This window comes from Streptomyces sp. LUP47B (genome assembly GCF_001746295.1).
GTDB lineage: Bacteria > Actinomycetota > Actinomycetes > Streptomycetales > Streptomycetaceae > Streptomyces.
Window position 1 is genome coordinate 843091 of record NZ_MJAH01000006.1, and the last position, 23092, is coordinate 866182.

The following is a 23092-nucleotide window of genomic DNA, read 5'->3' on the forward strand; positions in this document are numbered from 1 at the left end:
CGAAGCCCGTGCTCTGGCCGTCACGGCGCAGCACCTGCACACCGTCGACAGCGTCGACAGCACCCCGCGTGACATGCTGACTCTTCCGGGGTGTGTGCAACTCGACACCATTCACGTCGTGCGTCGCTCGCACGAGATGGTGCTCTTGTCCCGCCACGCGGCAGCCCCGTACGAAACCTCCTTTCTGGAACACTCCGGCCCGCCTTGGTTCTTCGAGTACTGGGCTCACGCCGCCTCTGTGCTCCCGCTCGAGACCTGGCCGCTGTTTGCCTTTCGGCGCCGGCACTTCGCGGCCAACGGGTGGCGCGGCCCGGTTGTCGACCCGGCCGCCGTGGAACGAGTCCGCCAGCATGTCATCGATGCCGGGCCGGTGACGGTCACCGACCTCGGCGGCGCACAGGGCAGCGGCTGGGAACGCGGATCACCCGCCAAATGGGCCGCTGAATGGCTCCTGGCCACAGGCGAGTTCGTGTGCGTACGCCGACGCGGATTCAGCCGTGTCTATCAGACCGCGGCATCCGCACTCCCTGCGGCTCTCCTCACCCGAGGACCCTCCGACCAGGAATGCCTGCGCTCTCTCACAGAGATTGCATTGAAAGCCCTGGGCGTAGCGACTGCCGACGACATCGCGGACTATTTCCGGCTGCCCAAGAGTGCCATCGCCGGATATCTCGCGGAGGACGGCACGGCTACGGCCGTACAGGTCGAGGGCTGGAAGGAACGCGCGTGGATGCACCGCGACCGGCTCGACCGCCCGGTGGTGGTACGCCCTGACGCGGTGACTCCGCTTTCCCCCTTCGACTCACTGATCTGGCACCGCCCGCGGATGCGGCGCCTCTTCGGCGTGGAATACCTCCTCGAGGCCTACAAGAAGCCTGCCCAACGCCAGTGCGGCTACTTCGGAATGCCAGTTCTCGCCGGCACCAACATCATCGGGCGCCTAGCTCTGCGTGTCGCCGGCAAGCAGGCCACCGTCGAGGGCTACCAACTCCACGACGGAGCCGACCGCGCGCATCTCACCCAGGCCGCCGCCCTCGCGGCCGCCTGGGCCGGCGTCGCACCTCCCGCCAGCCCTCACCCATGGGCACCCCAGCCACTTGCTGCAGGAGCCGCATCGTGACCGTCCCCACCGACAGCTACCGCCAGGTTCTCAGCACTCCACGGGTCAAGTCGCTCCTCATGGCGGGAGTCATCGGCCGCCTCGCCTACGGCATCATTCCTTTTGCCGTTGTGGTCGCCTTCGCTGAACGGCATGGATTCGGTGTCGCAGGTGTCGCTTCCACGGTGCTCATGGCCGCCATCGCACTCCTGGGACCATGGCGCGGCCGACAGGTAGACCGCCATGGCCCGAAAGTAGTGCTGGCGTGCGCAGCGATCTGGACTGCTGCCTTCGTCCTGCTCGCCGTCTTCCTGCGTCACATCCCCTGGCCGGCTGCACTCGTCGTGGTCGGCATCGCCGGCGGTCTGGCACCGCCGCTCAGCCCCATCCTTCGGACGGGCTGGAGCCAACTGCTTCCCGACAAGAAGCAACTGCAGCGCATTCACAGCCTGGACTCCATCATCGAGGAGACGACCTTTGTCGTCGCGCCGCTCCTGACGACCGCCACCCTCACCTTCGCCTCGCCGGCATGGGCTCTGGCCCTGGGCGCCGTGCTGCCGGCCATCGCCAGTCCGCTACTCATCACGTTCGCAAACATCAGCCTCGGCTCCGACGCAGTCTCCTTCAGAAAGCCGGAAACCAACGCAGGCCCGACGCCGACAACGCCCTCCAGCTCCGGGCGCAAACGATCTCTGTTGTGGGGACGCGAAGGCCAAGGCACCGTGCTGCCCATCGCGGCCCTGGGCACCGCCGGCGGCGGACTCGCCATCGTGCTGCCCGCGCTCGCAGAACACGGAGGCCGTATCTCCTCCGCCGGATACGGTTTCGCCGCCTTCTCCCTCGGCGGCGTCCTCGGCGGGCTCCTCTACGGACGCAACAGGTCACAAGCCAGTCTGCGCAGCAAGTACCTCGCCGCTACCGTCTTCCTCACCGCTGCGCTGCTGACCCTGTTCGTCCCCGGCGGTACCACGATCACCGTCGTGGCGGTGTTCCTCGCCGGGCTGGCCGTCACACCGCTGTTCGTGATCGGCTACCTCCTGGTTGACGAGTACTTCCAGCGCGACCGCCACACCGAAGCCAACGCTCTCCTCGGATCCGGATACAACCTCGGATCCGCGCTGGGATCCTCACTCGCCGGAATTCTGCTCACCGCCGCAGGAGTGCACACCACGCTGGCCGCGCTGGCCATCGTCGCCGCACTTGGAGCCTTCGCCGTAGTGCTGCTGCCCAAGCGCGCCACCGGCCTCGCGGGCGACATGGCAACAGAAGGCAGCCTGAGCGGACCCTGAGCAGGTGAACACCGAACGGCACTGGCGGGCCTGCGCGTTCCGCCCGATCGGCTGGAGCCGCTCCACACCGCACGCCGGAGACGCCGAAGCACACGCGCAACCCCTCAGGCAGCTTCGCCTATTGGCGAGGCCAGTCAGCGGACACAGCGGAGGCCGTCGCCGCAACGACGCAACTGCTGGAGCGCATCCGACAATGGGCGCTCGCCGGCACCGCCCGCCAGGATCACCAGGGCATCGTCGTTGTTCCGACGACGGCCTCCGCTCACTCTGGTCGCCCAGGCAGTGGTGGTCTACGCGGGGATACGCCAACGTCGCGCCGCCCGGGCCGCAGCTCTCCAAGCAGTTCTGACCTGCGGTTTCTCTGGCCTTCGTCGACTTTGGCATGATTCCCCCCATGAGGATCTCGCAGCGCGCCCAGTCCGTCGCGCCGTTCTACGCCATGGAGTTCGGCAAGCATGCCGCGGCGCTGGAGGCCGAGGGGCACCGGGTCGTCAAGCTCAGTCTCGGGGAGCCGGACTTCGGGGCGCCGCCGGCCGTGCTGGACGCGCTGCGGGAGGCCGTGGGCAGCAGGCCCATGACGTACACGGGGGCGCTCGGGCTGCCCGAACTGCGGCTGGCCATAGCGCGGTTCTACGGTGAGCAGCACGGCGTCGACGTCGATCCGGGCCGGGTCGCGTCGGCCGCACTGGTGCTGGGCGCCGCCGCCCTCGTCGACCCCGGGGACGAGGTGCTCATCGCCGACCCCTCGTACCCCTGCAACCGGCAGATCGCCGAGAGCTTCGGCGCGCGGGTCACGCTCGTGCCCACCAGCGCCGAGTCGCGGTACCAGTTGGACACGGCCTCGGTGCGGTCGCACTGGACGGACCGCACCCGCGGGATCATGGTCGCGAGTCCCTCCAACCCGACCGGCACCTCCGTCCCGGCCGACGAGCTGGCGGCCATCTGCGAGCTGGCCCGGGAGCGGGGCGCCTGGCGGATCGTCGACGAGATCTACCTCGACCTCGGCGATCACGACGCACAGGGGCGGCCGCCGCGCAGTGTGCTGTCGTACGACCAGGAAGCCGTCGTCATCAACAGCTTCTCGAAGTACTTCGGGATGACCGGCTGGCGGCTGGGCTGGTGTGTCGTGCCCGAGGCGCTGGTGCCCGCGCTGGAGCGGCTGGCCCAGAACTACATGATCTGTGCCTCCACCCCCGCCCAGCACGCCGCGCTCGCGTGCTTCACGCCCGGGTCGCTCGCCGTGTGCGAGGAGCGGCGGGCCGAGTTCGGGCGGCGGCGGGCGCTGGTCCTCGATGGACTGGAGCAGATCGGGCTGCCGGTGCCCGTGCCGCCCGACGGGGCGTTCTACGTCTACTTCGACGTCAGCGGCACCGGGCTCAGCTCGTGGGAGTTCTGCGGACGGGCGCTCCGGGAGGCGCACGTGGCCCTCACACCGGGGCGGGACTTCGGGGTGGGGACCGCCGAGACGCATGTACGGCTGTCCTACGCGGCCTCGGCCGACGAACTGCGCGAGGGGATCGCGCGGCTCGGGAAGTTCGTGGCCACGCTCGGCTAGGCATGGCACGGGGGCCGGTCCGTGTGGACCGGCCCCCGCTTCGTTCACATGCTCAGACCAGGTCGAAGCGGTCCAGGTTCGAGACCTTGACCCACGCGTCGACGAAGTCCTTCACGAACTTCTCCTTGGCGTCGTCGCTCGCGTAGACCTCGGCGAGGGCGCGCAGCTCGGAGTTGGAGCCGAAGACCAGGTCGGCACGGGTGCCGGTCCACTTCAGCTTGCCCGTCTCCGCGTCGCGGCCCTCGAAGGCCGTCTGGTCCTCCGCGGTGGACTTCCACGTCGTGCCCAGGTCGAGCAGGTTGACGAAGAAGTCGTTGGTCAGGACGCCCGGACGGTCGGTGAAGACGCCGTGCGCCGTGCCGCCCTGGTTGGCGCCGAGGACACGCAGACCACCGACGAGAACGGTCATCTCGGGGGCGCTCAGGGTGAGCAGGTTCGCCCGGTCGAGCAGCAGGTACTCGGCCGGCAGGCGGTTGCCCTTGCCGAGGTAGTTGCGGAAGCCGTCCGCGACCGGCTCCAGCGCCGCGAAGGACTCCACGTCGGTGTGCTCCTCGGTGGCGTCCACGCGGCCCGGCGTGAAGGGGACCTCCACGTAGTAGCCGGCGTCCTTGGCGGCCTGCTCGACCGCCGCGGCACCCGCGAGGACGATCAGGTCGGCCAGGGAGACCTTCTTCGCACCGGTGTTGAACTCGGCCTGGACGCCCTCCAGGACGCGCAGGACCTGGGCGAGCTGCTCGGGGTCGTTGACCTCCCACTCGCGCTGCGGCTCCAGGCGGATGCGGGCACCGTTGGCGCCGCCGCGCTTGTCGCTGCCGCGGAAGGTGGAGGCCGAGGCCCACGCCGTCGACACCAGCTGCGAGACGGTCAGGCCCGTCTCCAGGACCTTGGCCTTCAGTGACGCGATGTCGCCGGCGTCGATGGTGTCGCCCTCGGCCTGCGGCAGCGGGTCCTGCCACAGCAGCGTCTCCGCCGGGACCTCAGGGCCGAGGTACAGGGACTTCGGGCCCAGGTCACGGTGGGTCAGCTTGTACCAGGCGCGGGCGAAGGCGTCCGCGAACTGGTCCGGGTTCTCGTGGAAGCGCTTGGAGATCTCCCCGTAGATCGGGTCGAAGCGCAGCGAGAGGTCGGTGGTGAGCATCGTGGGCAGACGCTTCTTGGACGGGTCGTGGGCGTCGGGGACGATCGCCTCGGCGTCCTTGGCCACCCACTGGTTGGCACCGGCGGGGGACTGGGTCAGCTCCCACTCGTAGCCGAAGAGGATGTCGAAGAAGTCGTTGCTCCACTGGGTGGGCTTGGTGGTCCAGGTGACCTCGAGACCGGAGGTGATGGCGTCGCCGCCCTTGCCGGTGCCGTGGGTGGACTTCCAGCCCAGGCCCTGCTCCTCCATGGAGGCGGCCTCGGGGTCGTTGCCGACCGCGTCGGCCGGGCCCGCGCCGTGGGTCTTGCCGAAGGTGTGGCCACCGGCGATGAGGGCGACGGTCTCCTCGTCGTTCATCGCCATACGGCGGAACGTCTCACGGATGTCGCGGGCCGCGGCCAGCGGGTCCGGGTTGCCGTTGGGGCCCTCCGGGTTGACGTAGATGAGGCCCATCTGGACCGCGCCGAGCGGGTTCTCCAGCTCACGGTCGCCGGTGTAGCGCTGGTCGTCGAGCCAGGTGGTCTCGGGACCCCAGTAGACGTCCTCGTCGGCCTCCCAGACGTCGGCGCGGCCGCCGGCGAAGCCGAAGGTCTCGAAGCCCATGGTCTCCAGCGCGACGTTGCCGGTGAGGATCATGAGGTCGGCCCAGGAGATGGACTGGCCGTACTTCTTCTTCACCGGCCACAGCAGACGGCGGGCCTTGTCCAGGTTGCCGTTGTCCGGCCAGCTGTTCAGCGGCGCGAAGCGCTGCTGACCGCGGCCGCCACCGCCGCGGCCGTCGCTGATGCGGTAGGTGCCGGCGCTGTGCCAGGCCATCCGGATCATCAGCGGGCCGTAGTTGCCGAAGTCCGCCGGCCACCAGTCCTGCGAGGTGGTGAGCACCTCGGCGATGTCCCGCTTCACGGCGTCCAGGTCCAGGGCCTGGAAGGCCTCCGCGTAGTCGAACTCCGCGCCGAGCGGGTTCGCCACGACCGGGTCCTTGGCGAGGATCTTCAGGTTCAGCCGCTCCGGCCACCACTGACGGTTGCCGCCGCCCTGGGTGGGGTGCGGGGCGCGCCCGTGCGCGACCGGGCAGCCGCCGGCGCCCTCGGGCTTGGGATCGGTGACGATTGCGTCGTGGTTCTCAGACATGGAAGTCCTTCCGAACTGGGTGGATCACGGTGCTGAAATAAGCCTTTGGGCGGAACAGTCGGGGCACAGGCCCCAGTAGATGACCTCGGCCTCGTCGATCGAGAAGCCGCGGTCGTCGGAAGCCGTCAGACAGGGCGCGTGACCGACGGCACAGTCGACGTCGACGACGGTCCCGCACGACCGGCAGACCAGGTGATGGTGGTTGTCCCCGACCCGTCCCTCGAACCGTGCCGCGCTGCCGGGCGGCTCGAGGCGGCGCACGAGACCCGCCGCGGTGAGCGAGTGCAGGGCCTCGTACACGGCCTGGAGGGATATGTGGCCGAGACGGTCGCGCACACCCGTGGCGATCGCGTCGGCCGGGAGGTGGTCACCGGCCCGGACGGTCTCGAGCAGTGCGACGCGCGCGGCCGTCACCCGCAGGCCGGCACCGCGCAGCTCATCGGCGGTGTTCGGAAGCTGGGGGGCGGTCATGCGACCAACCTACCCCCACAAACACGAATGGTTCAAGAAATGGAACCGTTCCAAAATTGTGCGCGTCGGATCGGGTCTCCGGAAGCATCACCAGGCGCTCACAAGAGTCCCCGGTCAGGTGTGCGGGCGGTGTAACCCCTGATGAACGGCTCGGGAGACATCTGTGTAATGGGCGTTTCGTACGGTCGGTGGAGATCGAATCGGCTGAGCTCAGGGAGGCGTGCCCGTGGTGCGGACGGTCTGCTCGTACTGCGGTGTGGGCTGCGGCCTGGTCCTCGACATCGGCATGGGCCCGGACGGACGGCGTACGGTCCTGAAGGCGTCCGGGGACAAGGAGCACCCCGCCAACTTCGGCAAGCTCTGCACCAAGGGCGCCACCACCGCCGACCTGCTCGCCGCGCCCGGGCGGCTGACCACGGCCCTGGTACGGCCCGAGCGGGGTGCGGAGCCGGTGCCCCAAGCCGCCGGTGCGGCGATCACCGGGACGGCCCGGCGGCTGCGGGAGATCATCGACGAGCACGGCCCCGACGCGGTCTCGCTCTACGTCTCCGGCCAGCTGAGTCTGGAGGCCCAGTACCTGGCCAACAAGCTCGCCAAGGGGTTCATACGCACCAACCAGATCGAGTCGAACTCCCGGCTGTGCATGGCCAGCGCGGGCACCGGCTACAAGCTGTCGCTCGGGGCGGACGGGCCGCCCGGCTCGTACCAGGACTTCGAGAAGGCCGATCTGTTCTTCGTCATCGGCTCCAACATGGCCGACTGCCATCCCATCCTGTTCCTCAGGATGATGGAGCGGGTGAGGTCGGCGGGCGCCAAGGTGATCGTCGTCGATCCGCGGCGCACCGCCACGGCCGCGAAGGCGGACCTGTTCCTGCAGATCGAGCCGGGTGCCGACCTCGCACTGCTGAACGGCCTGCTGCACCTGCTGCACGCCGAGGGCCACGTCGACCCCGAGTTCATCGCCGCCCACACCGAGGGCTGGGAGGCGATGCCGGAGTTCCTCGCGGACTACTCGCCGGCCGCGGTGGCCGAGATGACGGGCCTGGCCGAGGAGGACATCCGGGAGGCCGCGCGACTGATCGGCTCGGCGGGTGAGTGGATGAGCCTGTGGACCATGGGACTCAACCAGTCCACCCACGGCACCTGGAACACCAACGCCCTGGTCAACCTCCATCTCGCCACGGGCGCCATCTGCCGCCCCGGCAGCGGCCCCTTCTCCCTCACCGGCCAGCCCAACGCCATGGGCGGCCGCGAGATGGGCTACATGGGCCCGGGTCTGCCCGGCCAGCGGTCGGTCCTCGTCGACGACGAGCGGGCCTTCATGGAGAACCTCTGGAAGCTGCCCCCGGACACCCTGCGCGCCGACGGTGTCGGCAAGGGCACGGTCGAGATGTTCCAGAAGATGGCCGACGGCGAGATCAAGGCCTGCTGGATCATCTGCACCAATCCGGTCGCCTCCGTCGCGGGCCGCCGCACGGTCATCGAGGGTCTGGAGGCCGCCGAGTTCGTCGTCACGCAGGACGTCTTCGCCGACACCGAGACCAACGCGTACGCCGACGTCGTGCTGCCCGGCGCGCTGTGGACGGAGGGCGAGGGCGTCTTCGTCAACAGCGAGCGCAACCTCACGCTGACCCCGGCGGTGGCCGACCCGCCCGGCGAGGCGATGCCGGACTGGCGGATCATCGTGGCCGTCGCGTGCGAGATGGGCTACGAGAAGGGGTTCTCCTACGACAGCGCGGAGGACGTCTTCGAGGAGATCAAGCAGGCCTGGAACCCGAAGACGGGCTGGGACCTGCGCGGGGTCTCGTACGAGCGGCTGCGAAAGACGCCGGTGCAGTGGCCCGCGGCGAGTGCTGACGGGCCGGACCGCAACCCGATCCGGTACGTGGGGGAGGACGGTTCGCTGAGGTTCCCCACCGCGAGCGGGCGGGGCGTCTTCCACGCCCGGCCGCACATCCCGCCGGCCGAGATGCCGGACGACGACTATCCGTTCGTCCTCAACACGGGCCGGCTACAGCACCAGTGGCACACGCTCACCAAGACGGCGAAGGTGGCGAAGCTGAACAAGCTGAACCCCGGGCCCTTCGTGGAACTGCATCCTCAGGACGCGTCGGCCCTGGGTGTGCTCGACGGTGACTCCGTCGAGGTGGCCTCCCGGCGCGGACGGGCCGTGCTGCCGGCCGTCGTGACGGACCGGGTGCGGCCGGGGTGCTGCTTCGCGCCCTTCCACTGGAACGACCTGTTCGGGGAGTACCTGAGCGTCAACGCGGTGACGAGTGACGCGGTGGACCCGCTGTCGTTCCAGCCGGAGTTCAAGGTGTGCGCGGTGTCGCTGACGAAGGTGGCCGTGCCGGTGACCTTGCGGGCTCCGGCGGCCGCGGTGGCTCCGGCTCCGGAAGCCGCGCTGGAGGTCGCTGAGGCTGTTCCTCCCGCCTCCACGGCCGCGTCCGTCTTCGGCCTCGAACCCGCACCGCCGCCCGTCCTCACCGCGCAGGAACGTCAGTACCTGGTCGGCTTCCTTGCCGGGGTCCCCGCCGGGGTGCCCGGGGTGCCGGTCCTGCCGCCCGACGCGCCCTTCAGCCCCGAGCACGCCCTGTGGGTGAACGGCACGCTCGCCGGAATGTACTCACGGGCGGCGGCCACACAGCCCTCGGCCACACTGCTGCGCCGGGAGGTCGTCATCCTGTGGGCCTCGCAGACCGGCAACGCCGAGGAGTTCGCGGCGGCCACCGCCGAGCGGCTCACCACCTCCGGCCACAGCACCTCCATGGTCGGCATGGACCAGGCGGACCTCGGCGAACTGCCGCCCGGCGCCGACCTGTTGCTGATCACCAGCACCTTCGGCGACGGCGACGCCCCCGACAACGGCAGCGGCTTCTGGGAGACCCTGGCCGACCCCGGCACCCCCCGCCTGGAGGGGCGGCGGTACGCGGTGCTGGCCTTCGGCGACTCGTCGTACGACGACTTCTGCGGTCACGGCCGCCGTCTCGACCAGCGCCTCGACGAACTGGGCGCGCTGCGGCTGGCCCCGCGCACGGACTGCGAACCGGACTTCGAGGACGCGGCGCACGGCTGGGTGGACCAGGTCCTGACGGCGCTGTCCGACACGCCGGGGTCCGGACCGGGCACGCGCGCGGGCGCGGGCACGGGCACGGGGGATCAGGCCCTCGGAGTCGTCCAGTTGGCGCCCACCGCGATCCAGCCGGCTCCCGCCATGACTCCCTCGGCAGCCCCGCCCTTCCCCACCGCCCCGTCCCGTCCCAGGAAACCCGCCCCCGTCCTCGCCCGCCTCACCGGCAACCGCCTCCTGAGCCTGCCCGGCGCCGGCAAGGAGGTCCGCAGGTTCACCTTCGACACCCGGGACAGCGAGAGCCCGCTCCTCTACGACGCCGGGGACGCCCTCGGTATCCGGCCGCTCAACTCGGCGGACCTGGTCGAGGAGTGGCTGGCGGTCACCGGCCTGGACGCCGGGGCCGCGGTGGACGTGAACGGTGTGGGAGAGGTCCCGCTCGGCGAGGCGTTCCTGCGGCACCTCGACATCACCAGGATCACCCCCGGCCTGCTCCGGTTCGTCGCCGAACGCACCCGGGACCCACGGGAGTTGAAGAAGCTCCTGCGTCCGGACAACAAGGACGAGCTCGCCAAGTGGGGCTGGGGCCGCCAAGCCGTGGACGTGATCACGGAGTACGGCGTGACGGCCGGTCCGCAGGAGTGGACGCGGACCCTCGGACGCCTCCAGCCGCGTCTGTACTCCATATCGTCCAGCCCGCTGACCGACCCGCACCTCGTCTCGCTGACCGTCTCCGTCGTGCGCTACGAGAACCTGCACGGCAGGCTCCGCCAAGGGGTCTGCTCGCCCTTCCTCGCCGATGCCGCCGCGGACACTCCGGTGCCCGTGCACGTCCAGCGTTCCCCGCACTTCCGCCCGCCGGCCGACTCCGGCACGCCCATGGTCATGGTCGGCCCCGGCACCGGCATCGCCCCCTTCGTCGGCTTCCTGGAGCAGCGCCGCGCCCTCGGCCACCGGGGCCCCAACTGGCTCTTCTTCGGCGAACAGCACCAGGCGACCGACTTCTACTACGAGGACGAGCTGACCGGCTTCCTCGCGGACGGCACCCTTGCCCGCCTGGACACCGCCTTCTCCCGTGACCAGCGCGCGAAGGTCTACGTCCAGGACCGGATGCGCGAACACGGCCCGCTGCTGTGGTCCTGGCTCCAGGACGGCGCCCACTTCTATGTGTGCGGCGACGCCTCCCGCATGGCGAAGGACGTCGACCGGGCGCTCAGGGACATCGCAGTCCTCCACGGCGGCTTGGACCAAGCGGGCGCGGCGGCCTATGTGAAGCAACTCGCGACGGACAAGCGCTATGTGCGTGACATCTACTGACCGGACCCGTGGGCAAGGCCCCGGCCACACATGGGAGTATCGGTCGCCATGAAAGCGTCCCCAGCGGTCCGGAGCCTGCGCGCGGCGGTGTTCGCCGAGCTGTGCGTGCTGCTGGCCACCGGGGGCCACGCACTGGCGACCGGGATGGCGCCGCCGGTGTGGGCGCAGGCGGCCGGGTTCGTGCCGATGTTCGTGACCGGCTGGCTGCTCGGCGGCCGGGAGCGGTCGCTCGGGGCCATCGGCGGGGCGACCCTCACTTCCCAGGGCGGACTGCATCTCGCCTTCGGCGCGGCACGCCCCCGCTCCATGGGAACGCCGTACGGCACAGCGATGCACCACATGTCGGCGACACACACGATGACCATGCACGGCATGCGCATGGCGCATATGGCGGCACCGCACTCTCACGCCCTGACCCCGCACGCCACCGCCGCCCACGTCTCGGCCGCTCTCCTGCTCACCTGGTGGCTCCGACGCGGTGAGGCCGCCTTGTGGTCCCTGCTGCGCCGGGCGGTCACACTCGTACCGGGCCTCGCGGCCTGGTGGCGGGGGTACGGCGAACCGGTCGCCCCGCACCCCGTCCGCCCGCCCGCCGACGGGCAGCGCGCACCTCGTCCCCTCCTGCTCCGCCACACGGTCCACCGGCGCGGACCGCCCACCACGATCCCGTACGCGATCTGACCCTTCATCCCTTTTCTGTCAGTACGGAGATCCCTCACTCATGTCCTCAGCACGCACCTGCCTGCGCCGCATCGGCCTCGGTGGCGCACTCGCCGCCGCCGCGGTACTGACCGCCGCGGGCGCCGCCTCCGCGCACGTCACCGTCCACCCCGACAGCTACGCCAAGGGCGCCACCGACGGTGCCCTGACCTTCCGGGTCCCCGACGAGAGCGACACCGCGAGCACCACCAAGGTCCAGCTGTTCCTGCCCACCGACCACCCGTTGCTCGGCGTGCTCGTCTCCCCGCACGACGGGTGGACCGCGAAGGTCACGGACACCAAGCTCAAGACACCGGTGAAGACGGACGACGGCACGATCACCGACGCGGTCTCCGAGATCACCTGGACCGGCGGGAAGATCGGCCCAGGCCAGTACGAGGACTTCGACGTCGCCTTCGGTCAACTCCCCGACGACACCGCGCAGCTGAGCTTCAAGACCCTCCAGACCTACTCCGACGGCAAGGTCGTCCGCTGGATCGAGGAGGCCGCCCAGGGCGACGAGGAGCCGGAGAACCCGGCGCCGGTCCTCAAGCTGACGGCGGCCGGGACCACGTCGGACACCGCGTCGAAGACCTCCGCGGCAGCGCCTGAGGCGTCGAAGGCCTCCGCGAGCGACTCCACCGCCCGCGGTCTCGGCGTCGCCGGGCTGGTCGTGGGTGTGCTGGGGCTCGCGGCCGGGGCCTTCGCCGTCGTACGGAGCCGCCGTACGCAGTGAGCGGGAACCTGTGGATTTCCGTACCCACAGGTGGTGTTCGGTGCCCGGATGGAAGGATGAGGCGCCATGACGGCAGGGTGGTGTTCGCGCACGGTACGAGCCGCGGTGTTCGCGGCCGTCTGTGTGCTGCTCGCCGCCCTGGGCCACGTCCTCATGTCCGGCACCCATGTGCCCGGGTGGACACTGGCCGCGGGCCTGGTCGTGACCGGGTGCGCGGGCTGGTGTCTGACCGGCCGTGAACGCGGGCTGCCGCTGATCGTGGCCGTCGTGGTCGGTGCCCAGACGGCCCTCCACGCGGCGTTCTCCCTCGCGCAGCCCGCACCGGCGGCGCCGGACGTCGGCGCGATGCACATGGAGTCCATGCACACGAGTGGCATGGACTCCATGGATATGTCCCCCATGGGGACGTCGGCGGGCGTCGGTGCTCTCTCGTTCTGGATGCCGTTCGGGATGTACGCCGCCCACCTGCTCGCCGCTCTCCTGACCGGTCTCTGGCTGGCGCACGGCGAGAGGGCCGCGTTCCGCATCCTGCGGGCCGTCGCGGGACGGCTCGCGGCCCCGCTGCGGCTGCTGCTCGCCCTGCCCGCCACCCCGCACCGCCCGCGTCTGCGGGTGCGCCGGCCCCGCTCGGAGCGGGAGCCCCGGCTTCTCCTTCTCGTCCACGCGATCACCCACCGGGGCCCGCCCCTGGGGACCGCTGTCGCCTGACGACAGACGGCACCCCGAGGAAGCCCCTGTGCGCCTCGGGCCCGGTCGTGCACCCACGTATGTGCTCCCGGCACATGTGGTCGCCGTACGGCCGCATCCCCTCACCGGACCGCCGCGCACCACCCCTGCGCAACACGCCATCACAGCGGTGGCCCGGATCACGGCTGACCCGAGAAGGACACCTGGTGATCACTTCCGCCGCGCCCACCCCGGCCGACCCCCGCTCCCAGCGGGAGTCCGCCGATGCCTCCGCCACCGCCTGGGCGCTCGCCGCCCGTGCCGGTGACGCCGACGCCGTCGACCACTTCGTCCGCGCCCTGCACCACGACGTGCTGCGCTATGTCTCCTACCTGTGCGCCGACCCCCAGGCCGTGGACGACCTCGCCCAGGACACGTTCCTGCGAGCGCTCGGCAGTCTGCACCGGTTCGAGGGGCGGTCCTCGGCACGGGCCTGGCTGCTGTCCATCGCCCGCCGTGCGGTGATCGACGGTTTCCGGCATGCCGCGGCGCGGCCCCGCCGGTATGACGGTCCGGACTGGCAGGCCGCGGCCGAGCGCGCTCAGCCGCGGAGCGTGCCCGGCTTCGACGACGGGATAGTGCTGCTCGACCTGTTGGCCACGTTGCCCGGCGAGCGGCGTGAGGCGTTCGTTCTGACGCAGATGCTGGGGCTGTCGTACGAGGAGGCGGCTCTGATGAGCGGGTGTCCGGTGGGGACTGTGCGGTCTCGCGTGGCGCGGGCCAGGGCGGTGCTGGTGGAGTTGGTGGGCTGAGGGCGCCCAAGGGGGGTGGCTCGGTCGTTGTCTGGCGGCTGCGGCAGCGTTGTGGCTGGTCGCGCAGTTCCCCGCGCCCCTGGGGAAGATCCAGTCACCGCCTGTTCTGGAGGTACCGGGCTGCCGTGGCCGCTGCGGCCAGACCTGCGAGCCCTGCCCCGGCCAAGGCCAGTGCCCTGGCCCTGCGGGTCGGGGTGGTCGGTCGGGCGCCCGGCGCCACGCCGTACGCGCTGCCCGGCGCCCCCGGCAGGGCGGACGCCAGCAGTTCCGCCAGGTGCACCGCCTCGTGGCCGCCGCTGTCGAGTTCGTGGATCTGGGTGCGGCAGCTGAAACCGTCGGCCAGGACCACCGTCTCGGGGGGCTCGTCGCGCAGGCGCGGCAGCAGTACCCGCTCAGCGCATGCCTCGCTGACCTCCAAGTGGCCCGGTTCGAAGCCGAAGTTGCCGGCGAGGCCGCAGCAGCCGGAGTCCAGTTGTTCGGCGTCGACGCCGGCGCGGTGCAGCAGTTTCCGGTCGGCCTGCCAGTCCACGACCGCGTGCTGGTGGCAGTGCACCTGGGCGAGGGCCTTGGCGGAGCGTTCCGGGACGTGCGGGGGCTCGTAGCCGGGGGAGTGCTCGGTGAGCAGTTCGGCGAGCGTGACCGTCTGGTCGCGCAGCCGCCGTACGTCACGGTCGCCGGGGAACAGCTCGGGCGCGTCCGACCGGAAGACGGCCGTGCAGCTGGGCTCCAGTCCGACCACCAGACCGCCCGCCCGGACGTGCTCGGCGAGACTGCGCACGGTCCGGCCCAACACGCGCTCCGCGGTGGCGAGTTGTCCCGTCGAGATCCAGGTCAGCCCGCAGCACAGCGGCTCCTCGGGCAGCACGACCCGCCAGCCCGCGTGCTCCATGAGAGTCACGGCCGCCTGGCCGATGTGCGGGTGGAAGTGGTTGGTGAAGGTGTCCGGCCAGAGCAGGACGCTGCCGCGCGCCCCGTCGCCGTACGACTCGTGCCGGGCGAACCACTGCTGCAGCGTCTCGCCGGCGAACAGCGGGACTTCGCGGTTCTCCACGCCCGCGATCGCCACGGCGGCCCTGGACAGGGGCGGGGTGTGGGTCACCGCGTTGACGACGGGCCCGAGCCGGGTGCGTCCGACCACCTGCGCCACGGCGGGCAGCCAGCCCATGGAGAGATGGGCGCGGGGCCTGCGCCACCAGCGGCCCTCGTAGTGGTGGGACAGGAACTCCGCCTTGTACGTGGCCATGTCGACGTCCGCCGGACAGTCCTTCTTGCAGCCCTTGCAGGCCAGACACAGGTCGAGGGCGTCCCGCACCGCCTCGGACCGCCAGCCGTCCCGCAGTGTGCTGTCGCCGTGTCCGTCGAGCATCTCGAACAGCAGCCTCGCCCGCCCGCGCGTGGAGTGCTCCTCCTCGTGTGTGACCTGGTAGGACGGGCACATCACCGCACCGCCCTCGGTGGTGTGCTGTCGGCATTTCCCCACGCCCACACAGCGGTTGGCGGCCTCGGCGAAGGATCCGCCGTCGTGCGGGAAGCGGAAGTGCAGGTCGCGGGGGTCGTACGGCGCCCAGTCGCCGCCGAGGCGCAGGTTCTCGTCCAGCCGGTACGGCGCCACGACCTTCCCGGGGTTCATCCGGTCGAGCGGGTCGAAGACGGCCTTCAACTGCTCGAACGCGGTGACGAGCCGGTCCCCGAACATCCGCGGCAGCAGTTCGCCCCGGCTCTGCCCGTCGCCGTGCTCGCCCGAGAAGGAGCCGCCGAACTCGACGACCAGGTCGGCCGCCCGCTCCATGAACCGCCGGTAGGCGGCCACCCCGTCGGCGGAGTACAGGTCGAAGGGGATCCGGGTGTGCACACAACCGTGCCCGAAGTGGCCGTAGAGACTGGGCCCGGTCTCACTGAGGTAGCCGAACTCGTCGTACAGGCCCCGCAGTCGGCGCAGATAGTCGCCCAGCCGCTCGGGCGGAACCGCCGAGTCCTCCCAGCCCTCGAAGGTGTCGGGGCGGCCCGGGACATGGGCGGTGGCGCCGAGTCCGGCCTCGCGGACCTGCCACAACTCCTGCTCGTGGGACGGGTCGTCGAGGAAGGCGACCGCGGGATCGTGCTCGGACTCGTGCAGGCCGTCCAGCATGCGGTGGGCGTGTTCGTCGGCGTCCTGGAGGGTCTCCCCGCCGAACTGCACCATCAAGAAGGCGTTCCCGTCGGGGAGTTCGGCGCGGGCCTTCGGGTTGAGGTGCTTGATCCGCTCGTCCCGGAGCAGTCGCGAGTCGATGCCCTCCAGCGCGATCGGCTCGTACGGCAGGATCGCCGGTACGGCGTCGGCGGCCGTCTCGATGTCGGGGAACCCGAGGACGACCAGGGTGCGTTCCTTGACCACCGGCACCAGTTCCAGCTCCGCGCGCAACACCGTGACCAGGGTCGACTCGCTGCCGACCAGCAGTCCGGCGACGTCGAAGCCGTGCTCCGGGAGCAGCGAGTCGAGGTTGTAGCCGGAGACCCGGCGCGGGATGTCCGGGAAGCGGGCGCGGATCTCGTCGGCGTAGGTGTCACGCAGGGCGCGCAACTGCCGGTACAGGGAGGCCCGTAGATCTCCGTGCCGCTCGATCTCGGCGTACTCCTCGTCGCTGGTCTCCCCGCACCAGAACCGGGTGCCGTCGTACAGCTGCACTTCCATGCGGGCGATGTTGTCGACGACCTTGCCGTAGGCCTGCGCGGTGGCCCCGCAGGAGTTGTTGCCGATCATTCCGCCGATGGTGCAGTTGGCGTGGGTGGCGGGCTCGGGGCCGAACCGCAGCCCGGTCGGGGCGAGCCGGCGGTTGAGCTCGTCGAGGACGATGCCGGGCTGGACGACACAGGTGCGGGCGTCGGGGTCCACGGACTCCAGACGGTCACAGTACTTCGACCAGTCGATCACCACGGCGGTGTTGGTGCACTGCCCGGCGAGGCTGGTCCCGCCGCCCCGGGAGAGCACCGGGGCGTCGTGCTCGCGGGCCACGGCCACCGCCTCCGCGGCCGCCTCGGGTGTGCGGGGCACGACCACGCCGATCGGGGTCTGACGGAAGTTCGAGGCGTCCGTCGAGTAGGCGGCCCGGCTCCCCGCGTCGAAGCGGACCTCGCCGTCGACCCGCTCGCGCAGTGCGCGCTCCAGGGCCGCCGTGTTGGGCGGGGGTGCGTCGGGCCGTCGTACGACAGGAGCGGGCAGGTCGGAGGTCGACATGAACTCCTCCTTCGGTGTCTGCGCGGGCACCGGCCGGGTACCCGCAACCGCACCGACGACTACTCCGGCCTTGCCTCCAGAGCGAGATCGGGCAGCAACGCGCGCAGCGCCTCGCGCTGGTCGGCGCCCACGAACCGGGTCAGGGCCTCCTTGACCGTCGTGGCGAGGGCGCCGGAGGACTCCGCCAGCAGGCGCCGGCCCTTCTCGGTGAGGGCCACCTCGACGCCCCGCTTGTCGCCGCACACCGACTTGCGGGTGACCAGACCGGCGTGCTGGAGACAGGCGATCTGGTAGGTGAGCCGGGTCTTGGGGCGGCCGAGGAGCTCCGCGATCTTCGTCATGCGCACCCCTTCGGCGGGGCGCGCACCCAGCAGACACAGCACCAGGAACTCGTCGTGCGAGACGTCCAGACCGTCCTTGACGGCGGAGCGCAGCTCCTGTTCCACGGCTCCCGTCGCGGCCAGCAGCAGCATCCAGGCATGCAGCTCGGGCGGCAGGAGCCCTTCGGACACGGACGGACATTCGGACGGGTCGGCCATGGATTCAAGTGTAGCCATTGTCCAAATTTGAAGTATCGGCTAGCGTGATGTCATCCAAATTTGGACCACCTGAGTGAGGAATCATGACCGTCGCCGTCGAAACCGGAACCTGGCAGCTCGACCGGACCGCCACCACCGTCGCCCTCAAGCACAAGACGATGTGGGGCCTGGTCACCGTGAAGGGCGCCTTCGCCACCGTGGACGGTCAGGGCGAGGTGCGGGCCGACGGGTCCGCCGTCGGCACCGTGACCCTCGACGCCGCCTCCCTCGACACCAAGAACGCCAAGCGCGACGAGCACCTGCGCGGGGCCGACTTCTTCGACGTCGCGAACCACCCCGAGATCACTTTCGCGGTGCGCAGCGCCGAGCTGCGCGACGGCGACCAGGTGCATGTGATCGGCCAGCTGACCGCGCGCGGCATCAGCCGCCCCCAGTCCTTCACCGCCCAGCTCGGCGACGCGAGCGCCGACGCGGTCACGCTGACCACCGAGTTCTCGGTGGACCGCGACCACTTCGGCCTGGGCTGGAACCAGATGGGCATGATCCGCGGCCTGACCACGGTCACCGCCACGCTCCGCTTCACACGGTCGGCAGCCTGACGTCAGCGCTCGACAGCGTCTGCGGCGAGGACGTGAACACCCGGAGCCGGATCCGCTGACCCGGCTTCGGCAGGGCGTACGTCCCCCCGGGCGGCCGCAGCTCGTACGTCGCCGTCGCGTGGGCGGGCAGCGTGGCCGGCCCCCGCACGACCGAGAAGTACGGGTACATGCCCTGACCCCGGGTCAGCGTGAAGTGCGGCGTGAGCGCGTCGTCGTCCGTGTTGGTGACCCGCAGCGTCAGCCGGGAGAGCGTGCGGACGTCGTGGCGCACGGAGGTGACCTCCATGCGCAGGGGCGGTGAGCCGGTGGCCGCCAGCGCCGCGCTCGCCACGGCCGGGCCCAGCAGCAGGACGGCCGCGGCGATCCGCGCCGGACGCCGGTACGGGCCGGCGAGCCGGCTCGTGAACGGCTGCCAGGCCCCCGCGAACTCCGTCGCGGGCGCGGTGACCGCCGCCGCCAGCCACAGCGGGGTCATCATCAGGTAGTAGCCGTCCTGCGAACGCGTCGCCAGCCAGAAGGCCAGCCACGGCAGCACGGTCGCCGCCGGGCCCAGACGGCGCACGAACACCACGAACAACGCCAGCAGACCGGCGAACAGCAGCAGACTCGCGTACCCGTACCAGTCGAGCCGGTCGCTCCCGTTCGTGAGATACAGCGACACCCCCACCAGGCCCTGGCCGTGCAGCACCGCGCCCTGGACCAGCGGCAGCGCGATCCCCTTCAGCCATGCGACCGGCTGGCTCACGACGAAGTACGTGTTGATCAGCAGCCACGCGGTGGCGGCGACCCCGGCCAGCCGCAGCACCACCGGACCCGCCGCCCGCGCGCCCAGCTCCCCACGCCGCACGGCGTAGATCCCGGCGAGCAGGAACGGCGCGAGGAACCACGGCAACTGCTGCGCCGCGCACGCCGCGCCCAGACAGGCGGCCTGCGCCACCCCGGCCGGACCCAGCCGCCCGCCCCGCCCGATCCGGGGCCAGCGCACCACCACCGGCACCAGCAGGGCCAGCGCCAGGATCGCCGGGTAGCCGAGACGGCCGTACATGGAGATCATCGAGAACCCCAGGCACGCCATGGTCGCCGCCGACCGCCACGGCGCGGGCAGCAGCCACCACAGCACGACCGTGCCGACGAGCAGCGCGCCCGTGCTCATCGCTATGGCCGGCAGACCGCCGTGGCCGAGCCACAACAGGGGGGCGGTCAGCAACGGGGCGAGCGGGGGATAGCCGTACGTGTAGTCGTAGCCGCCCGTGACGGTCGGGGTGAGCGCGATGCCGTTGCCGCCGAAGAGCCAGGGCCAGGGGTGGCCGTAGACCCCGTGCCCGGCGACCAGTTCGCGCGCCGCCTGGGCGGTGAGTACGGACTCGTCGGAGCCGCGGTGGAACAGGACGAACGTGCACAGGGCGAGCGTCAGCCCGGTCACCAGCACGCACAGGTCCACCCGCGCCAGGGCCCGCCGGCCGCGCACCACCAGCGCGAGAACACCGCAGCCGAGGATCGAGGCGTAGCAGACCGAGATGACCGCGGCCACGGCCGGACGGTGGGTGGCCGCCTGCGTCCACACCTCACGGGTGCCGATGAAGAGGCTGACGTCCGCGAGCAGCGTCAGGACGCGATGCCACTGCACGGGGGGCTGCGGGGCGGTGGACACCGCCGGCTCGGTGGGCCGGCCGGGTGCCGACAGCTGAGTATCTGCCAGGAGCACGACATCGGACGCTAATCGGACCTGGTGAGCGAGGTGTCGACGGAGGCCAAGAGTCCGGTGTGAGGGGAGTAAGACCCCATTTCGGCACGGCCGACGCGCCGGGATGTGTGAGCCGACGCGGTCGCGCACCGTGTCGCTGTTGGGCCGAACGGGTGACTTGGCGTAAGAATTGGCTGGTGCAGGCATCGAAGGCAAGTCGGAGCGGGGGCAACCGGTGAACAGGTACGACGTCACCGATGAACAGTGGGAGGGGCTCGCCCAGGTCGTTCCGTTGCGCGGGCGGGACGCATGGCCGTCCGCGATCGACCACCGGTCCATGCCGGAGGCGGAGACCGAGGCCCGGCGCCGCTTCGTCGTCCTGCGGATCAACGTCTTCGCGGACGCCCGCGAGGTCGCCGAGACCCTGATGGCGGGCATACCCGTCCTGCTCGACCTCACCAGCGCGGAGACGGAGGTCGCCAAGCGGGTCCTCGACTTCAGCACCGGAGTCGTCTTCGGCCTGGCGAGCGGAATGCACCGCGTGGACCGCAACGTGTTCCTGCTGACACCGGCCGGGACCGAGGTCACCGGCTTGATGGAGGGCGCGGGCATGCCGGGATCGTGAGCCTCGGGGCGGTTCGCTCTTTCGTAGGAAGGGCACTGCGGAGGAACGGTACGCCCGGTGGCGGAGTCCTACGGTCCGGATATGCGTGTCTCCCCCACCTCCCCTGTCGTGCCCGCTCAGTCGGCTCCTCCGCGCCCCGAGGGCTCGGGGGGCAGTGAGCGCCGCCCCGACCGGCCGTGTCTCACCGAACTGCGGCTGTCCGCGTACGCCGTCCACCGGCGGGCCGGATTACCGCTCGCGCCGCTGACGCTGATCGCCGGGCCCAGCGGGAGCGGCAAGACGAGCGCCCTCAGGGCGTACGAGGCACTCGCCCGGCTCGGCGGCGGCGCGAGCCTCGACGAGGTGTTCCCCAACCCCCTCGCGTACGTCCCCGACCGGGCCCGCCCCGACGCACAGCGCCGCCGCGGCTTCCGGATCGGCTGCACGGCCGACGGACCCGAGGGACCGGTCCGGCTCGATGTCGCGGTCCAGGCCGAGCCCGAACTGCGCATCGTGGGGGAGCGGTTGACGTCCGGCGGGCTCGTCCTGCTGCAGACCGCCCTGCGCGACCCCTCCCGCCGGGCCGTGCAGGCCGCCTGGCACACGGCCGGGACCGCGCCGGTCACCCGCGCCCCGCTCCCGGACGACCGGCTCGGCACCGCCCTGCTGCCGCTGCGCGTGGCCGGCAAGACGGACGGACAGCGCCGCGTCCTCGCCGCCGCCGAGCAGATGGTCGTCGCCCTGCGCTCCGTCTTCGGCTGCGACCCACGGCCCGGCCGCATGCGTCTGCCCGTCCCGACCGGTACCGGACGGCTCCTCGGCGGCTGCGACAACCTCGCCGACGTCCTGTGGCGCACCCGCACGGAATGCGGCCGGCGTCACGCGCAGCTCGTCGCCGCGGTGCGCGCCGGCTGCGCGGGCCCCGTCACCGACGTCCTCGCCGAACCCCTTCCCACCGGGACGGTCCGGGCGCTGCTCGACCGCGGGGACGGCAGCCGAACGGCCCTCGGGCGGCTGGGCGACGGCGAGTTGAGGTACCTCGCGCTCGCGCTGGTGCTGCTCACCGGACCCGGGGTGCTGGAGGTCGACCCGGTCGGTGAGGTGCCCGCGGCGATGCAGACGCTCACCGTGCTCGCCGACAACCTCGACCGGAGCCTGGACCCACGCCAGCGGGCCGAACTGCTGCGGCTGGCCGTGCGGATGTGCGAGCGCGGACACATCCGGCTCGTCGGCGCGGTGAGCGACGCCTCCTGGGCCGCCGGGGTGGACGGGGTCACGGTGGTACACCTGGAGCCGTGACAGAACCTCTCGACGTGGCGAAACTGCAGCGCCGGCTGGCCGAGTTCGCGGCCGCCCGCGACTGGCAGCCGTACCACACCCCCAAGAACCTCGTCGCCGCGCTCAGTGTGGAGGCCTCCGAACTGGTCGAGATCTTCCAGTGGTTGACTCCCGAGGAGTCGGCGCGGGTCATGGACGACCCCGACACCGCGCACCGCGTCACGGACGAGATCGCCGACGTGCTCGCGTATCTGCTCCAGTTGTGCGAGGTGCTCGGCGTCGATCCGCTGACCGCGCTGGACGCGAAGATCGACCGGAACGAGCGGAGGTTTCCGGCACCGTAAGGAAGGGTTCAGTCCTCTTTCACTCTCCGTGATGAAAAGTCGGTCCGAAACCGATTTGTTGTCCACAGATTTCCGTCTACCTCTGGTTTTTCGTTCCGAGCGAGCTCACTCTGGGTAGTGGACAAGCAGGTTCGGGCGGACGTGCCCGGGGGTGTGCCGGGACAGACGGGGGCAGCCGATGGACGCGGTGCGGCTCATCGTGACGAGCAGGCGTGCCCTGGCCGGGGGCGGCGAGGCGCCTCGGGTCATGGCGGAGGTGTGGCAGGCGCAGGCCCTGGCCCAGGCGATAGGGAGCCGCCTCGCGGTCGCCGGGCCTCCCGAACTCCGGGGTGAGGCCTTGGGGTTGACCGAGCTGGCGGGCCGCGGTTGCGGTGTCCTCGACCGCCCCGACATCACCATGGCGGAGTTGCGGGCCGCGCAGCTCACCGAGCTCGGCGACGCCCGCCAGGCCCTCCTCTGCCTCGGCGGTCTCCTCGGCGAGGTGGGCATAGCCCTGGTCGGCCTGGCGTCCGCGGCGGACGACGAGACGACGTACTGGCAGTGCATGGAGGCGATCGACGCGGCGGACGAGTCGCGGGACCGGGTGCTGCAGATGCTGCGAAGACTGGCGGACCGGGGGGAGGAGTTGCCGGAGGCGGGGTGAGGGGGTCGTGGCTCGGCCGCGGGCCGGTGGGGGCTGGTCGCGCAGTTCCCCGCGCCCCTAGGTGGGTACAGCTGGGCCTGCTTCGACTGCACCCACTCAGGGGCGCGGGGAACTGCGCGACCAGCCACGACGCGCCCGCTCCTCACCACCCCCTTCGGCTGCCCAGCCCCCGCAGTCAGCGGCACCCCAAGAACCCACGCCGGT

At 71.2% G+C, this 23092-nt stretch carries 18 protein-coding genes; 13 read left to right on the forward strand and 5 right to left on the reverse strand.

Features of this window, described 5'->3' with window-relative positions; translation table 11 throughout:
* Positions 1-94: 94 nt before the first annotated feature.
* From BFN33_RS21865 to BFN33_RS21875, 3 genes are all read left to right on the forward strand, one after another.
* Complete coding sequence (locus BFN33_RS21865) at positions 95-1120, forward strand: DNA glycosylase AlkZ-like family protein (RefSeq protein ID WP_176742434.1); 1026 nt, start codon at positions 95-97, stop codon at positions 1118-1120.
* The gene (locus tag BFN33_RS21870) at positions 1117-2388 is read left to right on the forward strand and encodes an MFS transporter (protein WP_069761760.1); all 1272 of its coding nucleotides are present in this window, start codon (positions 1117-1119) and stop codon (positions 2386-2388) included. Before BFN33_RS21865 ends, BFN33_RS21870 begins: the two co-directional genes overlap by 4 nt.
* A 394-nt stretch (positions 2389-2782) precedes the next feature.
* On the forward strand, positions 2783-3943 hold the full coding sequence (locus BFN33_RS21875; protein ID WP_088245369.1) for an aminotransferase class I/II-fold pyridoxal phosphate-dependent enzyme: 1161 nt from the start codon (positions 2783-2785) through the stop codon (positions 3941-3943).
* Between the two features lie 52 nt (positions 3944-3995).
* On the opposite strand, the gene katG is transcribed toward BFN33_RS21875, so the two are convergent.
* Together katG and BFN33_RS21885 are read right to left on the reverse strand one after the other, a co-directional pair.
* Complete coding sequence (gene katG, locus BFN33_RS21880) at positions 3996-6212, reverse strand: catalase/peroxidase HPI (protein WP_069761762.1); 2217 nt, start codon at positions 6210-6212, stop codon at positions 3996-3998.
* Between the two features lie 24 nt (positions 6213-6236).
* Positions 6237-6683, reverse strand: a complete 447-nt coding sequence (locus BFN33_RS21885) for a Fur family transcriptional regulator (RefSeq protein ID WP_069761763.1) — start codon at positions 6681-6683, stop codon at positions 6237-6239.
* Between the two features lie 286 nt (positions 6684-6969).
* Between BFN33_RS21885 and BFN33_RS21890 the strand changes: the two genes are divergently transcribed.
* From BFN33_RS21890 to BFN33_RS21910, 5 genes are all read left to right on the forward strand, one after another.
* Positions 6970-11070 carry a molybdopterin-dependent oxidoreductase gene (locus tag BFN33_RS21890; RefSeq protein WP_370743306.1) on the forward strand — a complete coding sequence of 1367 codons (4101 nt, stop codon included), beginning with the start codon at positions 6970-6972 and terminating at the stop codon, positions 11068-11070.
* Between the two features lie 48 nt (positions 11071-11118).
* Positions 11119-11751 (forward strand): hypothetical protein, encoded by a 633-nt coding sequence (locus BFN33_RS21895; RefSeq protein ID WP_069761765.1) that lies wholly within the window; start codon positions 11119-11121, stop codon positions 11749-11751.
* Between the two features lie 40 nt (positions 11752-11791).
* Positions 11792-12505, forward strand: a complete 714-nt coding sequence (locus tag BFN33_RS21900) for a YcnI family protein (RefSeq protein WP_069761766.1) — start codon at positions 11792-11794, stop codon at positions 12503-12505.
* A 66-nt stretch (positions 12506-12571) separates the two neighbouring features.
* A complete protein-coding gene (locus BFN33_RS21905; RefSeq protein WP_069761767.1) occupies positions 12572-13213 on the forward strand; it encodes a hypothetical protein in 642 nt (213 codons plus the stop codon).
* Positions 13214-13398: 185 nt separating this feature from the next.
* Complete coding sequence (locus tag BFN33_RS21910; protein ID WP_069761768.1) at positions 13399-13983, forward strand: sigma-70 family RNA polymerase sigma factor; 585 nt, start codon at positions 13399-13401, stop codon at positions 13981-13983.
* A 94-nt stretch (positions 13984-14077) separates the two neighbouring features.
* Here the strand turns inward: BFN33_RS21910 and BFN33_RS21915 are convergent, their stop codons facing one another.
* Together BFN33_RS21915 and BFN33_RS21920 are read right to left on the reverse strand one after the other, a co-directional pair.
* On the reverse strand, positions 14078-17197 hold the full coding sequence (locus BFN33_RS21915; RefSeq protein ID WP_069761769.1) for an FAD-binding and (Fe-S)-binding domain-containing protein: 3120 nt from the start codon (positions 17195-17197) through the stop codon (positions 14078-14080).
* 59 nt (positions 17198-17256) lie between these two features.
* Positions 17257-17736 carry a MarR family winged helix-turn-helix transcriptional regulator gene (locus BFN33_RS21920; RefSeq protein WP_069761770.1) on the reverse strand — a complete coding sequence of 160 codons (480 nt, stop codon included), beginning with the start codon at positions 17734-17736 and terminating at the stop codon, positions 17257-17259.
* An 83-nt stretch (positions 17737-17819) separates the two neighbouring features.
* Here BFN33_RS21920 and BFN33_RS21925 point away from each other — a divergent pair, with 83 nt between their 5' ends.
* Positions 17820-18335, forward strand: coding sequence for a YceI family protein (locus BFN33_RS21925; RefSeq protein WP_069761771.1), 516 nt, complete (start codon positions 17820-17822; stop codon positions 18333-18335).
* Here the strand turns inward: BFN33_RS21925 and BFN33_RS21930 are convergent.
* Positions 18316-20040 carry a hypothetical protein gene (locus tag BFN33_RS21930; RefSeq protein WP_370743301.1) on the reverse strand — a complete coding sequence of 575 codons (1725 nt, stop codon included), beginning with the start codon at positions 20038-20040 and terminating at the stop codon, positions 18316-18318. The two genes, BFN33_RS21925 and BFN33_RS21930, sit on opposite strands and share 20 nt — an antisense overlap.
* Before the next feature lie 214 nt (positions 20041-20254).
* Here BFN33_RS21930 and BFN33_RS21935 point away from each other — a divergent pair, with 214 nt between their 5' ends.
* From BFN33_RS21935 to BFN33_RS21950, 4 genes are all read left to right on the forward strand, one after another.
* Entirely contained in the window at positions 20255-20644 is a 390-nt protein-coding gene (locus BFN33_RS21935; RefSeq protein WP_176742435.1) for a cell division protein SepF, read from the forward strand.
* Positions 20645-20725: 81 nt separating this feature from the next.
* Positions 20726-21922, forward strand: coding sequence for an AAA family ATPase (locus BFN33_RS21940; protein ID WP_069761903.1), 1197 nt, complete (start codon positions 20726-20728; stop codon positions 21920-21922).
* Positions 21919-22245 (forward strand): nucleotide pyrophosphohydrolase, encoded by a 327-nt coding sequence (locus tag BFN33_RS21945; protein WP_069761772.1) that lies wholly within the window; start codon positions 21919-21921, stop codon positions 22243-22245. The genes BFN33_RS21940 and BFN33_RS21945 overlap by 4 nt, the downstream gene beginning before the upstream one ends.
* 178 nt (positions 22246-22423) lie before the next feature.
* The gene (locus BFN33_RS21950) at positions 22424-22888 is read left to right on the forward strand and encodes a DUF6099 family protein (protein WP_069761773.1); all 465 of its coding nucleotides are present in this window, start codon (positions 22424-22426) and stop codon (positions 22886-22888) included.
* Positions 22889-23092: the final 204 nt, after the last annotated feature.

Bases quoted from the DNA above. Each gene is read 5' to 3' on its own strand.
- BFN33_RS21895 (WP_069761765.1), top strand. From the start codon at position 11,119: ATGAAAGCGTCCCCAGCGGTCCGGAGCCTGCGCGCGGCGGTGTTCGCC.
- BFN33_RS21905 (WP_069761767.1), top strand. From the start codon at position 12,572: ATGACGGCAGGGTGGTGTTCGCGCACGGTACGAGCCGCGGTGTTCGCG.
- BFN33_RS21950 (WP_069761773.1), top strand. From the start codon at position 22,424: ATGGACGCGGTGCGGCTCATCGTGACGAGCAGGCGTGCCCTGGCCGGG.
- katG (WP_069761762.1), bottom strand. From the start codon at position 6,212: ATGTCTGAGAACCACGACGCAATCGTCACCGATCCCAAGCCCGAGGGC.
- BFN33_RS21940 (WP_069761903.1), top strand. From the start codon at position 20,726: ATGCGTGTCTCCCCCACCTCCCCTGTCGTGCCCGCTCAGTCGGCTCCT.
- BFN33_RS21885 (WP_069761763.1), bottom strand. From the start codon at position 6,683: ATGACCGCCCCCCAGCTTCCGAACACCGCCGATGAGCTGCGCGGTGCC.
- BFN33_RS21875 (WP_088245369.1), top strand. From the start codon at position 2,783: ATGAGGATCTCGCAGCGCGCCCAGTCCGTCGCGCCGTTCTACGCCATG.
- BFN33_RS21925 (WP_069761771.1), top strand. From the start codon at position 17,820: ATGACCGTCGCCGTCGAAACCGGAACCTGGCAGCTCGACCGGACCGCC.
- BFN33_RS21890 (WP_370743306.1), top strand. From the start codon at position 6,970: ATGGGCCCGGACGGACGGCGTACGGTCCTGAAGGCGTCCGGGGACAAG.
- BFN33_RS21900 (WP_069761766.1), top strand. From the start codon at position 11,792: ATGTCCTCAGCACGCACCTGCCTGCGCCGCATCGGCCTCGGTGGCGCA.
- BFN33_RS21915 (WP_069761769.1), bottom strand. From the start codon at position 17,197: ATGTCGACCTCCGACCTGCCCGCTCCTGTCGTACGACGGCCCGACGCA.
- BFN33_RS21920 (WP_069761770.1), bottom strand. From the start codon at position 17,736: ATGGCCGACCCGTCCGAATGTCCGTCCGTGTCCGAAGGGCTCCTGCCG.